This is a genomic window from Micromonospora sp. NPDC005305, from assembly GCF_040607315.1.
Lineage (GTDB): Bacteria > Actinomycetota > Actinomycetes > Mycobacteriales > Micromonosporaceae > Micromonospora.
Genome location: NZ_JBEXGL010000002.1, coordinates 422,997 through 439,160 on the forward strand (window position 1 = coordinate 422,997; position 16,164 = coordinate 439,160).

The 16,164-nt window shown below is 72.8% G+C and carries 12 protein-coding genes; 3 read left to right on the forward strand and 9 right to left on the reverse strand.

Translation table 11 applies throughout. The annotated features are described in order from the left end of the window. The first annotated feature begins 1,820 nt into the window (after window positions 1–1,820). Window positions 1,821–2,666: a hypothetical protein gene (locus tag ABZS80_RS05210; protein WP_355054525.1), complete on the forward strand. Its 846-nt coding sequence runs from the start codon at window positions 1,821–1,823 to the stop codon at window positions 2,664–2,666. Window positions 2,667–2,764: 98 nt separating this feature from the next. Here the strand turns inward: ABZS80_RS05210 and ABZS80_RS05215 are convergent, their stop codons facing one another. Both ABZS80_RS05215 and ABZS80_RS05220 read right to left on the reverse strand, forming a co-directional pair. Then, window positions 2,765–3,763 (reverse strand): D-alanine--D-alanine ligase, encoded by a 999-nt coding sequence (locus ABZS80_RS05215; protein WP_355054526.1) that lies wholly within the window; start codon window positions 3,761–3,763, stop codon window positions 2,765–2,767. Between the two features lie 7 nt (window positions 3,764–3,770). Beyond that, window positions 3,771–5,084, reverse strand: coding sequence for a PLP-dependent aminotransferase family protein (locus ABZS80_RS05220; protein WP_355054527.1), 1,314 nt, complete (start codon window positions 5,082–5,084; stop codon window positions 3,771–3,773). A gap of 297 nt (window positions 5,085–5,381) precedes the next feature. Between ABZS80_RS05220 and ABZS80_RS05225 the strand changes: the two genes are divergently transcribed. Next, the gene (locus tag ABZS80_RS05225; RefSeq protein WP_355054528.1) at window positions 5,382–6,047 is read left to right on the forward strand and encodes a GNAT family N-acetyltransferase; all 666 of its coding nucleotides are present in this window, start codon (window positions 5,382–5,384) and stop codon (window positions 6,045–6,047) included. Between the two features lie 12 nt (window positions 6,048–6,059). On the opposite strand, the gene ABZS80_RS05230 is transcribed toward ABZS80_RS05225, so the two are convergent. From ABZS80_RS05230 to murJ, 7 genes are all read right to left on the reverse strand, one after another. After that, the gene (locus tag ABZS80_RS05230) at window positions 6,060–7,220 is read right to left on the reverse strand and encodes an N-acetylmuramoyl-L-alanine amidase (RefSeq protein WP_355054529.1); all 1,161 of its coding nucleotides are present in this window, start codon (window positions 7,218–7,220) and stop codon (window positions 6,060–6,062) included. A gap of 188 nt (window positions 7,221–7,408) precedes the next feature. Further along, window positions 7,409–7,732, reverse strand: coding sequence for a thioredoxin (gene trxA / locus ABZS80_RS05235; RefSeq protein WP_073836974.1), 324 nt, complete (start codon window positions 7,730–7,732; stop codon window positions 7,409–7,411). 38 nt (window positions 7,733–7,770) lie between these two features. Continuing rightward, window positions 7,771–8,724 carry a thioredoxin-disulfide reductase gene (trxB, locus tag ABZS80_RS05240; RefSeq protein WP_355054530.1) on the reverse strand — a complete coding sequence of 318 codons (954 nt, stop codon included), beginning with the start codon at window positions 8,722–8,724 and terminating at the stop codon, window positions 7,771–7,773. A gap of 179 nt (window positions 8,725–8,903) precedes the next feature. Further along, window positions 8,904–9,872, reverse strand: a complete 969-nt coding sequence (locus ABZS80_RS05245) for a hypothetical protein (protein WP_355054531.1) — start codon at window positions 9,870–9,872, stop codon at window positions 8,904–8,906. Further along, window positions 9,869–10,540 carry an RNA polymerase sigma factor SigM gene (gene sigM, locus ABZS80_RS05250; RefSeq protein ID WP_355054676.1) on the reverse strand — a complete coding sequence of 224 codons (672 nt, stop codon included), beginning with the start codon at window positions 10,538–10,540 and terminating at the stop codon, window positions 9,869–9,871. The genes ABZS80_RS05245 and sigM overlap by 4 nt, the downstream gene beginning before the upstream one ends. 103 nt (window positions 10,541–10,643) lie before the next feature. Further along, the gene (locus tag ABZS80_RS05255; protein WP_355054532.1) at window positions 10,644–12,254 is read right to left on the reverse strand and encodes a protein kinase family protein; all 1,611 of its coding nucleotides are present in this window, start codon (window positions 12,252–12,254) and stop codon (window positions 10,644–10,646) included. A 430-nt stretch (window positions 12,255–12,684) separates the two neighbouring features. After that, window positions 12,685–14,424: a murein biosynthesis integral membrane protein MurJ gene (gene murJ / locus ABZS80_RS05260; protein WP_355054533.1), complete on the reverse strand. Its 1,740-nt coding sequence runs from the start codon at window positions 14,422–14,424 to the stop codon at window positions 12,685–12,687. 130 nt (window positions 14,425–14,554) lie between these two features. On the opposite strand from murJ, the gene ABZS80_RS05265 reads away from it, so the two are divergent. Next, entirely contained in the window at window positions 14,555–16,015 is a 1,461-nt protein-coding gene (locus ABZS80_RS05265; protein ID WP_355054534.1) for a CCA tRNA nucleotidyltransferase, read from the forward strand. Window positions 16,016–16,164: the final 149 nt, after the last annotated feature.

The window sequence follows — 16,164 nt, forward strand, 5'->3', positions numbered from 1 at the left end:
GGCGGTGCCGGTCGTGCCTGCGCGGACCGTTTCACGTGAAACGGCGCCGTCAGTAAGTCAGCGAGATCCCCTCGGCACGCGCCCCCGGCCCCCAACAACCGACAGCGGTGGGCCACTCCGGCCAGAGGCTCCGACGGGAGTTTCACGTGAAACGACGAGCGCAAGCGAGCCCTCTGGATCGTCACGCCCATCCGCTGTGCCCGGTGCCCACCGGCGTTCAACCCTCACCCCCGCCAGCGGTCCGGTCGGGTGATGCCGGGTCCAGCGCGGGCGCTCATCGGTCAACCCTCGTGCCCGGATCCCTTCGCCAGCCCGCGTCTCTCCGCATCTGCTGCCCTCGCCCATGTCGAGGCCGCTCCTGTCCGCGGCTTGCACCACGTCCGTTCCGTCACGCGTGCCCGACGGTTCCTGAGCCGGCAGCGGCACCGGAGCTCGGCCCCTGTCCCGTGCGAGCCCTCCCGCGCGCCGGCGTCCAGCGCGAACTGTTGGTCTCGTCGACGGCCATGCGACTGCCCGCCTCGATGCCGATGCTTCTCGCTGCGGCCGTCATCCCGCTCGCGTGGACGGTCCTCCCGCAGCCGCAGCCGCAGCCGACAGCGGACAGCGGACAGCGGACAGCCGCAGCCGACAGCGACAGCGGACAGCCGCAGCGGACAGCCGCAGTGGCAGCCGCAGCCGCAGCGACAAGCCGATAGCGACAGCCGCAGAGGCAGCCGACAGTGATAGCCAACGGCCGACCCGCAGCCGACAGCCGATAGCCGCGGCCCATTGCCCCCCCGTAGGCGGAGGTGGCTTGTCCTGGGGCCTGTGGGCCCTCCTGGCGCTTCTTCCCGTCCTTCTCTACCCAGGGCGCCGGCCGCTGCCCGTGAGCGGCTCAGAGGCGCTGAGCGGGCCGGTGCCGCTACAACTGGGGCGCGATTGCTCTGCGGCCCGCCGGGCTGCAAGTCGTCGCCGGTCCGCATCCACCAGTCGCCCGTCCGGTAGGCCCGGGCGTTCGCCGGCTGTCGCTCGACAGGGCTGGGTGTCAGACGCCGTGGACGGACAAGACCGGTGCGTTGCCGTCAACGGACGGTCAGAGCCGACGAGCTGGCAGAGCCACGGAGGTGCGCTGCCCGGCGGCCTGAGTCGGCTCGGCGGGCCGGCTAGCACGAGTTGTCATCCTGACCCCGCGCGAGCAGGGAGCGGGGAGCACGGACGTTCACGTCGGTCGTCACGCCCGCCGGCCTGCGCTACAGGGGGCCCGTCGATTCACGCCCAGGCGCCACGCGACCTCGGCAGCCCGTCCCGTTGTTTCACGTGGAACAGTCCGCCCAGCGATCGCAGCCGACGCCCGTTTCACGTGAAACGGGGCTCAGCCACGACCGGAGCCAACCCCCTGCAACAGCCGCCGCGGTCAAGCACCCCAACGACGCTGCGCCGGCCAGATCGCTCACCCGCCGACGCCGCCGTTTCACGTGAAACACCACCACACTCGGATCACCCGTCCGGCCTCGCGCACCGCCTCGGAGCCCGCTCCGGAAACCACCGAACCAGCCGGTGCCGATCGCCGGCTCGCTCGTTGGGAAGGAAGGATCGAGGTACCCCGGAGCCCGGAAAACCACCGCCCCCGGTTATCCACAGCTGTTGTCCACAGGCCCTCCCCGTTTCACGTGAAACACCACGCCGAAACCCTTGCTGAGCAGTGGATGACGCGCTGTGCTGGTGATCTCAGCTGCCTGTGGACAACGCGGTGGACAACCTGTTGTGGATCGACGAGGAACGCTCAGCGGCTCGGCACTCAGGTAAGGACAGGCGTCGCCAACTCGGTTAGGGTCAGCGTCGTGCAGGACACCCCTCCCTCAGTCCCGGACTTCACCCAGTGGCCCTCCTTCCCCTTCGAGGGCGATCTCCATGTCAAGCAGCTCGACGAGCCGGTGCCGGTCGAGCCTCCCCGCCGCGGCGAGGGGAATCGGGAGTGCACCGCCTGCAATGCGTCGGACGAGGCGTACATCTGGGTGGGTGAACGATGGCGGGTCCGGGCGATGGACCGGCCCACCGGCCTGCCGATGGTGTTGATCCTGGAGTCCCGGTCGCACCTCGACCTCGGCGACCTGCCGAACCTGCTCGCCGCCGAGCTGGGCGTCATGACCGTGCGCCTGGAGCGGGCCATCCGGTCGTTGGACGGTGTGGCCCGGGTGCACGTCAACCGCTGGGGCGACGGCTCGGCGCACTTGCACATGTGGTTCCTGGCCCGGCCGTACGGGCGGCTGCAACTGCGGGGCACGTTCCTGTCCCTGTGGGACTCGATCCTGCCGCCGATCTCCGAGGCGCAGTGGCGGGAGAACCTGGCGATGGTCGCCGCGTGGTTGGCCGAGTTCGGTGGCCGGCCGCTCGCGGAACCGCCCCGCATCCAGTGGCAGGCGCCGTCGAGCCTCACCGCCGCGCCGACGGGCGCGGCGACCGAGGAGCCTGAGGAGGAGACCGCCTCGGTGATCGAGGCCGCGGACGAGATTCCGGAGGCCGAGGCGGCGGAGGAACCCTCGCCCGATGCGCAGGAGCAGCCGGCCGCGCCCGAACAGGCCGGGTCGCCGGAGCGCGCGCGCACGCCACAACAGGTCGGGCACTCGGAGCAGGCGGGCACGCCGCAACAGCCCGAGGCGCCGCAGCAGGCGGCCGCGCCGCAATAGACCGGGCAGCAGCCGCAGCAGGCGGCCGCGCCGGAACAGGCCGGGCAGCAGCCGCAGCGGGCGGAGACGCCGAAGCAGGCGACCGAGTCAGCCTGACGTCAGGGGCGGCGGGCGGCCGCGCGGCTCACCAGGGTGCCGAGCGCCCGCCCGAAGTCCAGACCGGCCGCCTGGACGGCCAGCGGCAGCAGCGAGGTCTCGGTCATCCCCGGGGAGACGTTGACCTCCAGCACGTGCGGCTGCCCGTCCGCGTCGACGATCAGGTCGACGCGGGAGAGGTCGCGGAGGCCGAGCGCGGCGTGCGCGGCGAGCGCCACCTGGGTCACGCGCCCGGTCGTCTCCGGGTCGAGGCGGGCCGGCGCGTGCCAGGTGGTGCGGCCGGCCGTGTAGCGGGCCGCGTAGTCGTAGACGCCGTTGCGGGGCACGATCTCGACCGGGGGCAGGGCCTGCGGGCCCTCGCCCAGGTCCAGCACGGAGACCGCCACGTCCATCCCGGGCACGTAGCGCTCCACCAGCGCCGTCTGGTCGTACGCGAAACAGCCGACCATGGCGGCCGGCAGCGACGTGGCGTCCCGGACCACGGCGGCGCCCAGTCCGGAGCCGCCCTGGGCGGGCTTGACCATGAGCGGCAGGCCCAGCCGGTCGGCGATCCGGTCCAGGACGGCCACCGCGCCCAGTTCCGAGAAGCGGTCGTGCGGCAGCGCCACCCAGTCGGGCGTCGGAATGCCGGCCTCGCGGAGCACCGCCTTGGCGGACGGCTTGTCCCAGGCGAGCCGGGACGCGCGGGCGTCGCAGCCGACGTAGGGCACGTCGCAGAGGTCGAGCACACCCCGCAGCGAGCCGTCCTCGCCGGTGGCGCCGTGCAGGGCGATCACCACGGCGTCCGGCGGGTCGGCGGCCAGGGCGGGCAGCAGCGCCACGTCGGCGTCGCGTAGCTCGGCCTCCACGCCGACCGCGCGCAGCGCGTCGAGCACCCGCCGGCCGGACCGGAGTGAGACGTCCCGCTCGTAGGAGAGCCCGCCGGCGAGCACCAGCACGTGCAGTTCGTCGGTGGCGGCGGGTCCGGTCACGGGAGTGTGTGCGGCAGGGCTGACGGACATGCGGGAATCATGCCAAGTCGGGACCGGGCGCGTCCGAGCCGCCCTGCCGGCGCCGCGGACCCGCCCCGCCGACCGCGCCGAAGACCTTGCGCATGGCGATCTCCTGCTCCATCACGCCGGCCAGCCGGCGGACGCCCTCACGGATCCGCTCCGGTGGCGGGAAGGAGAAGTTGAGCCTCATGTTGCCGGCGCCGGTCCCGTCGGCGTAGAAGCCGGTGCCGGGCACGTAGGCGACCCGGGCGGCGACCGCCCGCGGCATCATCGCCTTGGAGTCGAGGCCGTCCGGCAGGGTCGCCCAGACGAAGAGGCCGCCGGCCGGGGTGGTCCAGGTGGTGCCCTCCGGCATCAGGTCCGCGAGCGCGTCGAGCAGGGCGTCCCGGCGCTCGCGGTAGACCTCGCGGTAGACCTTGAGCTGCTCCCGCCAGGGCATCGTGCCCAGGTAGGTCGAGACGGCGGCCTGCGCGTAGCCGCTGGGGCAGAGGATCTGCGCCTCGCTGGCGATGACCAGCTTGTCGCGGACCGCGTGCGGGGCGAGGATCCAGCCCACCCGCAGGCCGGGGGCGAAGGTCTTGGAGAAGGTGCTCAGGTAGAACACCCCGTCGCGCCGACGGGCCCGCAGCGGCGCGGGCGCCTCGCCCTCGAAACCGAGCTGACCGTACGGGTCGTCCTCGACCACCAGCAGCCCGGCGCGCTCGCAGATGTCGAGCACCCGTTCGCGCCGCTCCTCGCTCAGCGTCACGCCGGTCGGGTTCTGGTAGGTCGGGATGGTGTAGAGGAACTTCACCCGCCGGCCGGCCCGGGCCAGGTCGGCGATGGCCGCCTCCAGCGCCTCCGGGATCAGCCCCTCGGCGTCCATGGGCACGTGCGCCACCTGGGCCTGGGCGGCCTGGAACACCCCGAGTGCGCCGACGTACGTCGGGCCCTCGGCGAGCACCACGTCACCCGGGTCCAGGAAGAGCCGGGCCACCAGGTCCAGTGCCTGCTGCCCGCCGACGGTGACGACCACGTCCTCGGGCGAGGCGCCGCACGACGCGTCGATCCCGGACAGCGCCATCACCTCGCAGATCCGCTCGCGCAGCTCCGGGGTGCCCTGGCCGATGCCGTACTGGAGGGTGGTGGCGCCGTGCTCGGCGCCGAGCCGGCCGAGCATCTCGCCGACCGCGTCGAGCGGCAGCGCCGCGATGTAGGGTGCCCCACCGGCGAGCGAGACCACCTCCGGCCGGCTGGCCACCGCGAAGAGGGCCCGGATCTCGGAGGCCGTCATCCCCCGGACCCGCCGGGCGTACCGGTCGGTGTAGTCGTCGAGTGTCGTGCCGGTCATGACATCACCTCGATCGGGTGTCGGCGGGGCTACCGCCCGGTGTGGTACCCGCGATGCCGGCAACCATGGCGGCGCGCGGGAAAAGCCGGTTGGTCGATCGTAGTCGCCGCCGGCCGGCACCGCGCCCACCGTGTGGGTACGTCCACATCCCGGACCGGCCCGCTCTCCCCGGCTCGGGTGGGCGTTCGCGCATCCTCTCCCGTAGCGCCGGGCGGAGGCGTACGATCGCTCGTCGGGGGCAGGAAGGCGGTGGGAGACCGCAGTGGTCTCCGCTCCGGGCCTATGGGTGGGGTGCTCATGTCGCGACGTCTGGTCAGTCTGACCCTGGACACGCTGGAGGACCTGCCCCGCTCCTGCCGGCAGTGCGTCTACTGGGAGCTCGACCCGGTCTCGGCCGAGCGCGCGTGCGCCGCCGGCGATCCGGGGCTGGAGAAGGAGGCCTGGGTCTCCCAGACGCTCCTGGAGTGGGGTTCCTGCGGCAAGCTCGCGTACGTGGACGGCATGCCCGCCGGTTTCGTCATGTTTGCCCCGCCCGCGTACGTTCCGCGCTCGATGGCCTTCCCCACCTCGCCGGTCTCGGCGGACGCCGCGCTGCTCATGACGGCCCACGTGGTGCCCGCCTTCGCCGGCGGCGGCCTGGGCCGGATGCTGGTGCAGGGGGTCGCCCGGGATCTCACCAAGCGCGGGATCAAGGCGATCGAGGCGTTCGGCGACGCGAAGTTCGGCGACGACGGGGACGACCCGACCCGGGCCTGCCTCGCGCCGGCCGACTTCTTCCTCTCGGTGGGCTTCAAGACGGTCCGCCCGCACCCGCGCTACCCCCGGCTCCGGCTGGAACTGCGCACCGCGTTGAGCTGGAAGTCCGACGTCGAGTACGCGCTGGAGAAGCTCCTCGGCTCGATGAGCCCGGAGACGCTGCTCCGCCCGGTCCGCCCGGCGCCCGCCACCCGCTCGATGAGCTGAGGCGCGGGTCGCTCAGTCGACCACCGTGCCGGCGGCAACCACCGCCCGCAGCTCGCTCACGTCGATCGAGCCGGTGGGCACGTCCCGCTCGATCGGGTAGTACATCCGCTGCACGGCGGCGACGATCGCCTCGACGAGCCGGTCCCGGAACCGGGGGTCCACCAGCCGGTCGCGGTCGGCCGGTGAGGTCAGGTAGCCCACCTCGACGCGGACCGCGGGCATCCGGGTCAGCCGCAGCAGGTCCCAGGTCTTGGCGTGGGTGCGGCAGTCCCGCAGCCCGGTGCGGGCCACGATCTCCCGCTGCACCAGCCCGGCCAGCCGCTCCCCGGTGGCGGAGGTGACGCCGTTGTTCGTGCCGTAGTGGTAGGTGGCCACCCCTTCGGCCGCCGGGTTGGCGTGCCCGTCGGTGTGCAGGGAGATGAAGACGTCGGCGCCGAGGGAGTTGGCCAGCTGGGCGCGGTCCGCGTCCGGCAGGCAGGTCCGCGGGGACGGGCCCCGGGTGAGCTGCACGCGTACGCCGGCCGCGGCGAGCCGCCCCTCCAGCCGGCTGGCCAGGTCGTGCACGAGGTCCGCCTCGGTCCAGCGCAGCGGACCGTCGGGCACGACCACGCCCGGGTCGGTGCCGCCGTGCCCCGGGTCGATGACCACGGTCCGTCCGACCAGGGTCGGCCCGGCCTGCCGGATGGCGTCGGACTCGCGGAGCCACTGCGGCCGCCCGCCGACCACCTTCCGGCCGAGGCGACGCAGCGCGTTGATGGTGTGCGGGCCGCACGTCCCGTCCGGCTTCAGCCCCATCTCCCGCTGGAACTGGGCGACGGCGCGGGAGGTGCGGATGCCGTAGATGGCGTCGGCGCGCCCCGCGTCGTATCCCATCTCCAGGAGCCGTTCCTGGAGTGCCCGGACGTCCTCGCCGGTCAGCGGCTCGGGGACCGCGTGGTAGAGGGTGCGCGCGCCGAACCGCCAGCGGGCCGCGTCCAGCGCCTGCCAGGTCTCCGAGCCCACCCGCCCGTCCACGCTCAGGCCGCGGGACTGCTGGAACGCCCGGACGGCGCGCTCGGTCTCCGCGTCGAACTCCTCGCCGCCGCGGCCGGCCGGGAGCAGCTCCAGGCCGGTGAGGACGGTGCGGATCTCGGCCACCGCGGGTCCCCGGTCACCGGGTCGGATGGGACGCACGACGACCCCCTCTGCACGGACGCTGGCTGGCCGGAGACTCCGACGGAGGTGCTTCCCCGCTGGGGACGCCTTACGGAGCGTACCGTGGCCGGTCACCGGCGACTGCGGGTTCGCCGCAGGTCAGGAACGCGGAACCCCCGTCACCCGGGGTCGGGCGGACGGGGGTTCCGGTGGTGTCGGGTGTCGGCTCAGAGCGCCGACTCGATGAGCTTGACCAGCTCGCCCTTCGGCTTGGCGCCGGCGATGGACTGCACCGGCTCGCCGTTCTTGAAGATGGTCAGGGTCGGCACGGACATCACCCGGTAGGTGCGCGCCGTCTCGGGGTTCTCGTCGATGTTGAGCTTGACGATGGTGACCTGGTCACCCATCTCGCCCGCGATCTCCTCCAGCAGCGGCGAGACCTTGCGGCACGGACCGCACCACTCCGCCCAGAAGTCGACCAGAACCGGCTTGTCGGACTTCAGCACGTCGCTCGCGAAGCTCGCGTCCGTGACCGCCTTGGTTGCTCCCACTATGAACCCCTCCTCCGGGACCTGTTCGTGAAAATCTTTCAGCCTTGCAGGGTGGCGATGAAGCGCTCGGCGTCGAGGGCGGCCGCACAGCCCGTGCCGGCCGCCGTGATGGCCTGCCGGTAGATGTGGTCGACCACGTCACCGGCGGCGAACACACCCGGAATGCTGGTCCGGGTGCTCGGCGCCTGCACCTTCACGTACCCCTCGTCGTCGAGTTCCACCTGGTCACGGAAGAGCTCGCTGCGCGGGTCGTGGCCGATCGCCACGAAGACGCCGGTGACGTCGAGCACCTTGCTCTCACCGCTGTGCACGTTGCGCACCCGTACGCCGCTGACCTTGCCGTCCTCGCCGAGGATCTCCTCGATCACGCTGTTCCACTCGACCTTGATCTTCTCGTTGCCGAGGGCGCGAGCGGCCATGATCTTGCTGGCGCGGAACGAGTCGCGGCGGTGGATGATCGTCACCGACTCGGCGAACCGGGTGAGGAAGCTGGCCTCCTCCATCGCGGAGTCGCCGCCGCCGACCACCACAATGTGCTGGTTGCGGAAGAAGAAGCCGTCACAGGTGGCGCAGGACGACACGCCGTGGCCCAGGTATTCCTGCTCGCCCGGAACACCCAGCGGACGCCAGGCCGAGCCGGTCGAGAGGATGACCGCCTTGGCGCGGTAGGCGGTCTCGCCCACCCAGGCGGTGCTCACCGTGTGGGAGCCGACCTCGCCGGTGTCCTTCAGCTCGACCCGGGTCACGTCGTCGGTGAGGAACTCGGCGCCGAACCGCTCGGCCTGCTTGCGCATGTTGTCCATCAGCTCGGGGCCGAGGATGCCGTCCGCGAAGCCGGGGAAGTTCTCCACCTCGGTGGTGGTCATCAGCGCACCGCCGGACTGCACGCCCTCGATGACCAGCGGCTTGAGGTTGGCGCGCGCGGCATAGACCGCCGCCGTGTAACCGGCCGGCCCGGAGCCGATGATGATCAGGTTGCGGACCTCGTCCACTGCCGTCTCCCGATGTGTGTGTTCGTCACCGGCGCGCACCGATGTCCGATCCCGAGTGCCGACAGCTCAGCGGCGCCGACACCTGACTTGCAGAACGTCATCGTACGAAGCGGGGATTCCCGAGCCGGTCATCCGGTGGGTCACGTCACGTGGGGGAACCCGCCCGGGTGACCGCGACCTCACCCTACCCGCGCGGTGAAGCGGGTGTCGGCTCCGGACCCGGGGACCGCGCACTCGGGTCCGCTCACCCAGGCCCACCGGGCGCCGCCGCCGTCCGTGAAGGTGACCACCAGGGCCGGGCTGCCCCGGAACCGGGCGTAGTCGACCAAATGGACGGTGAGCGGCCCGGCACGGTGTTCCGTGCCGATCTCGGACAGGCAGGAGGCCAGCGCCTCGGGGCGTTCCAGCCGGTCCAGCCCGGCGGACTCGAAGACCCGGTGCTCGTCCTGTCCACCGGCGGAGCTCGCCTTGTCGCTCGCCATCACCGAGGGCCCGGCAACCCCACCCGGGATGCGGGAGATGGCGTCCGGGGTGTAGTCGGTGCCGCTGTGCAGGGCCGGCCCGGTGGTCTGGATCGGCCCGGCGGCCAGCGGAGCGGCCTCGCCGCCGGCCCGGCTGCCCGCGCTGTCGGACGCCCCGGTGACCTGGCCGGCACCCGTGTCGACCAGGTGGCTGACCCCGAACCCGACCGCGGTCACCGAGGCGGCGGCCAGCGCGACCGGACCGGCGAGCCGGGTCCAGCGCCGGGAGCGGCGCCCCGGCCCGGTGTTCCGGCCGGGCCGGCCGGTCGCGCCGGACGGGTGGGTGCCCCGGCCGGGCTGTGCCGGCACCGCGGCCGGCGTCGAGCCCGGCTCGGGAGCGTCGGACGCCAGGTCGCCGGTCGGGGCCGGACCGGCGCCGGCGAGCGCCGCGGTGATCCGGTCCGCCACGGACTGCGGAAGCTCCGGGCCGGGCTCGGCGGCCCAGCCGGCCAGGTCCGCCCGGACCAGCTCGTCCGCCCGGGCCAGGGCCGCGTGCGCCTCGCCCCAGGCCGGGTCCCGCTCGACCAGCCGGGCGACGGTCGCCTGCTCCGGGGTGCCGTCCAGCGCCCCGCCGAGGTAGTCGGCGAGCAGGTCGTGGTCGACCTCGCTGAACTCCCGGGAAGTCACGTCTCCTCCTGGCTGGCATCCCGCCGGGACCGTCCCGACGTGGATCCGACGCCCTCGGGCGGCCGCGGGTTCCCACCGGTGACCCGCGGCACGTCCGGGACCTCGTCGGAACCGGTCCGCAGGTGCCCGAGAAGCACGGCCAGCCGGGCCCGGCCCCGGGCGCACCGGCTCTTCACCGTGCCCTCGGCGACCCCGAGCATCCGGGCGACCTCCGCCACCGGATAGCCCTGCACGTCCACCAGGACCAGCGCGGCCCGCTGCTCGACCGGCAGCGCGGCCAGGGCCTGCCGGACCACCAGGGCGGTGTCGTGGTCCCGGGCCGGCGCCGCCGGCTCCACCCCGCCGGTGTGCCGGCCGGGCTGCCCGTCGGTGTGGACGCCGTCGGGCAGCGGGACGGTGGCGTGCGTCTGGCGCCGCCGGATCCGGTCCAGGCAGGCGTTGACCACGATCCGGTGCAGCCAGGTGGTGACCGCCGAGTCGCCGCGGAACCGGGCCGCGGCGCGGTGCGCCGACAGCAGCGCGTCCTGGAGGGCGTCGGCCGCCTCCTCGCGGTCGCCGAGCGTCCGTAGGGCCACCGCCCAGAGCCGGTCCCGGTGCCGGTGGAACAGCTCGGCGAAGGCGTCCCGGTCACCGGCGACGTGCGCCCGCAGCAGGTCGAGGTCGGACATCCCGGCCGGCGGGCCGTCCCCGGTCGCCGGTTCGGGCGTGCGCCCACCGCGACCCGCCATCACCACGTCCGGCGGAGGTGGTGCACCGGGTGCGGCGAACGGCTCACGAGCCCTGGACCGTGATTTCCTGTACGCCGAGCTTCCAGCTGCCGCCGCTGTCCTTCTCCGGCAGCTCGGTGATCCAGAAGAGGAGGTACTGGTACTTCTCCTCCGGGTTGAACCCGTCGAAGACCATCGTGGTGCCGTCGAACTCCTCGAACGGCTGCCCGATCCGCTCCGTGTAGGCGGCGACGAGCTTCTTGTCTTCTGAGGAGCTGGAATCGAACTCGCGACTGCCCGCGCGCAGTTCGGCCGAGGCGCCAGTGGACGAGAGAGTGGCCTGGAGTGACTTGACCGTGTGCGGGGCGCCGAGGTCGATCCAGATCCCCATGCCCTTCTTCAGACCGCCGAACTTGCCGTTGTTCCGGTAGCTCGCGGTCTCCCAGCCCTCGTTCGGGTCGCCGTCGATCACCTTCTCGGCGTTCCGCACCTCGGCGCGGTCCTTGCTGTCCGGGTCGATGATCCGGACGTCCTGGATGTTCAGCTTGCCAACCGGGGCGGCCGGGGCGCTGGTGCCGCCGGCGGGCGCGCTGCTGGACGGCTGGGCCACCGGCTCCTTGCCCGGGTCCTTGTCGTCGCCGAGGGCGCTGATCCCGATGAGCAGCCCGACCAGGGCGACCGCCAGCAGCGCGGCGATGCCCAGGGCGACCTTGCGGCCGCCGGCCGCGGCCAGCGGCGAGGGCTCCTCCTCGGTGTCGGCCGTGAAGCGCAGCGGGCCGGCCTGCTCCAGGAAGTGCTCGTCGGCGGGGATGTCGAGCCGGTTCAGCTCGGCCGACAGCACGTCGGACGAGGGCGGGGCGATCTCCGGGTCGAGCAGGTCCATGGTGAGGTCGTCGAGGTATGCCGGCACCCCGGCGCGCACCTGGCGGGGCGCGGCGATGGCGCCGCCGGCGTCCCGGACGGCGTCGGGGAGGGCGGCGCGGCCGTGGCCGGCGGTGGCGCCGTGCAACGGGGCCTCGCCGTGCGGCCAGTGCCCGGTCAGGGCGAAGTAGAGCACCCCGCCGACCGCCCGCAGGTCGTTCTCCTGGCTGTCCGCCCCGTCGGTGCGCGCGTCGGCCAGCACCACGCGGCCGTCGTCGCTGATCATGACGGTGCCGGGGTGGACGTTGCCGTGCACCATGCCGGTGGCGTGCACGGCGGCGAGGGCGCTGGCGACGGCGCTGCCGATGGCGGTGGCCCGGGCCGGGTCCAGTGGACCGTCGGCGGTCACCAGCTCGCGCAGCGACTGCCCGTCCACCCATTCGCGGACCACGTAGGCCCGGTCGGCCTCGTCGATCGCGTCGTAGACGCCGACCAGGTTGGGGTGGATCACCCGGCTGGCCGCGACGGCCGCCTGGAGCATCTCGGTGGCGGAGTCGCCACCCGGGTAGCGGAGGACCACCGCGACCGGACGGCGCAGCACGACGTCGACCCCGCGCCAGACCAGCCGGCCCGCGCTGTCGTTGTTGATGTGCTCGACCAGCTCGTACCGCTCGGCCAGGACCTCACCGACCGCGGGAGCACCGAAGGTCGCGACCGGCGGAGAGGTCTCCTCCGCCTCCTGACCCTCGCCGACCTGGGTCACCCGTCCTCCCTCGGTGATCGTGTCGATCGATGGACCCGTGCTGCTGGGCATGTGGCTTCCCGCTCTGCCTTGGCTGGAACCGGCAGACCGGTGTCGACGCCCGCGTCGGCACCCGCCGTGCCCGTCGAGAGTGACCTTACCCGGGATGCCCGGTTCTCCGACATGTCATCTTCCCGCCGGAGTTGGTGGGACGCCAGTGACGGTGGGGATCGGCCGGGTGAACGGCCCGGTCGGGCCACGTCGCTGGGACACGCACGCCCAATCTAGATGTTGACGGCAAGTAGTCGGCGCAGGGGCACACCGGTGTGGCGGCCTCCGTGACCCGGACGGGTTTCCCCTGCTCCGGCCCTTCACCCTCAGCCGTACGGTTGGTTGTCCACAGGCCGAGAGGCCCATTGGGCGGGGGAACCCTGAGTTATCCACAGCCGTATCCCCAGGCTGGTGATCGTCGTTCACCGTCCGTCACAGGTGCTGGTCGAGGTCAGCGCCCGAGGCGGCGGCGGACCATCCCGACCACCTCGGTGATCTCGCCGATGCGCAGCACCATGGCGAGCCCGAGGTACGTCACGCCGATCACCGCGCCGCCGATCACCAGCTGGGCGACCGCGGCGAGCCAGCTCAGGTGGGCCGGGTCGCCGGGGAGCAGCTTCACCACGAGCAGACCGACCAGCGCGGCGCCCAACGCGGCGAGCACCACCCGGCCCATGGTCCGCATGATCCCGCCGAGCCCGATCCGGCCCACCCGGGGTCGCAGCAGCAGCGCCGAGACGACCGCCGCCGCCACGTACGAGATCGCGTTGCCGAGCATCATGCCGGCCGCCGCGAAGGTGGCCGAGAAGGCCAGGTAGAGGCCGACCTGGAGGAGCACCCGCAGGGCCACCACCGGGATGTTGACCAGGGCCGGGGTGCGGGTGTCCGGCAGCGCGTAGAAGGCGAAGGTGAAGAGCTGACTGATCGCGAACGGCACCAGGCCGATGGCCGCCACCAGCAGCACGGTCGAGGTGGCCACGGCGTTCTCGCCGGTGAACGCGCCGTACCGGAAGACCACCACCGAGATGGGGCCGGCCAGCACGGCGTAGCAGACCGCGATGGGGGCCAGCACCGCGGTGACCATCCGGGTACCCCGGGACAGGTCGGCGGTGACGTCGCGGAACCGGCCGTCGGCGGCGGCCGCGCTCATCCGGGGCATGAGCGCGGTGATGATCGACACCGCGATGATGCCGTGGGCCATCATCAGCAGCAGGAAGACGTTGTTGTAGATCAGCAGGCCGGCGCTGTCCTCGCCCGCCGCCCGGGTGAGCAGGTTGACCACCACGAAGAGGCCGAGCTGGTTGACCGCGACGTAGCAGAACATCCAGGCGCCGAGCTGGGCCAGCTCGCGCAGCCCCAGCTCCCGGAAGTCGAAGCGCAGCCGCCACCGGAAGCCGACCTTGCGCAGGGCCGGCAGCAGGCCGGCCGCCTGGACCGCCACGCCGAGCAGGGCGCCGCCGCCGACCAGCAGGATCTGCCCCCAGCCCATGTCCTCCGGCCGGATCGCCTCCGCGCCGTAGATCAGGATGTAGAGGCCGAAGGCGCCGATCACCACCAGGTTGTTGAGGATCGGCGCCCACATCGGGGCGGCGAAGTGCCCCCGGGTGTTCAGCACCGCGGCGATCAGCGCGCTCAGGCCGGTGAAGAACAGCATCGGGAGCATCAGGTACGACAGGTTGGTGACCAGGTCGGTGTAGTGCTCGTCCTTGCCGCTGGCGTAGAGCGCGGTCAGCACCGACGCGCCGGCCATCGCGATCAGCGCGGTGGCGGCCAGGGCGAGCACCGCGAGGGTCAGCAGCCGCTGCGCGTACGCCTCACCCCGGTCCGGGTCGATCTTGCGGCGGCGGACCAGCACCGGGATCAGCACGCTGGTGAGCACGCCGCCCAGCAGGAACTCGTAGACCTGGTTCGGCAGGAACTGGGCGGTGGTGAACACGTTGCCGACCAGGTTGCCGAGCGCCGCGCCCACCATGAGGTTGCGGACGAAGCCGGTGCCCCGGCTGACCAGGCTGCCGACCGCCATCACCGCGCTGTTCGCCGCGGCGCTGGTCTCCGCGACAACCTCCTGGGGCGGCGCGGTGGCCTCGACCCCCGGCTGGTTCAGCGGCTCCGCCGAGATGAAGGTGGCGTCGTCGTTCGGCGGCAGGCCGTCGCCGTGCGCGTTCGCGCTGCGGTAGAGCCCGCCGCTCATGTCCCAGCCTCCAAGGGGTACGTCAGAGCCGGGCCTCGCCGGTCCCGCTACCGAGACCTTAGTCAACCTCGGCCCGTTACCCGCGCCCGGCGCAGGAGATGCGACCCGGGCCCGATAGGCTGGCGATCCCATGTCCGAACTCTCCGCGTCCCACGCCGCCGACCGCCGCGACCTGACCGCCGCGCAGCGCAGCGCCGTCGCCGAACTGCTCCGCGTGTCGCCGGTCGCCGACGAGCTGGGCCGGCGTTTCGCCCAGGCCGGTCACGAGCTGCACCTGGTGGGCGGTTCGGTCCGGGACGCCCTGCTCGGCCGCCTCGGTGACGATCTGGACTTCTGCACCGACGCCCACCCGGACGAGACCATCCGGGTCATCCGCGGCTGGGCCGAGTCGATCTGGGAGACCGGGCGGGAGTTCGGCACCATCGGCTGCCAGCGCGACGGGCTCCGGCTGGAGATCACGACCTTCCGCGCGGAGGCGTACGACCAGGTCAGCCGGAACCCCGTCGTCGAGTACGGGACCAACCTGGTCGACGACCTCAAGCGCCGGGACTTCACCGTGAACGCGATGGCGGTCAGCGTTCCCGACCACCGGTTCACCGACCCGTACGGCGGCCTGGCCGACCTGGCCGCGAAGATCATCCGTACCCCGGGCACGCCTCAGGAGTCGTTCCGGGACGACCCGCTGCGGATGCTGCGCGCGGCCCGGTTCGCCGCCCAGCTGCGCTTCGGGGTCCACCCGGACGTCCGCGCGGCGATGACCCGGATGGCCGCCGACCTGGACCGGATCACCGCCGAGCGGATCCGGGACGAGTTCACGAAGCTGCTCTGCGGTGCAGACCCCATCACCGGGCTGCGGCTGCTGGTCGACACCGGGCTGGCCGAGCGCTTCCTGCCGGAGCTGACCGGGCTCAAGCTGGAGATCGACGAGCACGCCCAGCACAAGGACGTCTACGAGCACACGCTGACCGTGGTCGCCAACGCCATGTCGATGGAGGAGGGCGGCTGCGACTTCGTGTTGCGGATGGCCGCGCTCATGCACGACGTCGGCAAGCCGGCCACCAAGGCGGTCGGCCCGGACGGCCGGGTCAGCTTCCACCACCACGAGGTGGTCGGCGCCCGGCTCACCAAGGCCCGGATGAAGGCGCTGCGCTATCCCAAGGACGTGACGTCCCAGGTGGTCAAGCTGGTCGGCCTGCACCTGCGCTTCTACGGGTACGGCCGGGGCGAGTGGACCGACTCGGCGGTCCGGCGGTACGTCACCGACGCCGGTGACCTGCTGCCCCGCCTGCACAAGCTGACCCGCTCCGACTGCACCACCCGCAACCGGCGCAAGGCGGCCCAGCTCGCCGCCGACTACGACGCGCTGGAGGAGCGGATGGCCCGGATCGCGGCCGAGGAGGACCTGGCCCGGGTCCGCCCCGACCTCGACGGCAACGCGATCATGGAGTTGCTGGGCGTGCCGCCGGGACCGGTCGTCGGGCGCGCCTGGCAGTACCTCAAGGAGCTGCGGCTGGAGCGCGGCCCGCTGGAGCGGGACGAGGCCGAGGCGGAGCTGCTGCGATGGGCCCGCGAACAGGGCCTCCGCGGCTGACGCCGGGGGCGGGCTGACGACGATACGCCGGCGTGTCGACCGAACGGTTGACGCGCGAGGGTCGATGCGTCCCGCATGATGTTGGTCATCACCGACCTCCCGCTTCGAGGGTGAGGCGGTTCTGATCGCATCCGCCCGTCCGGTTCGGA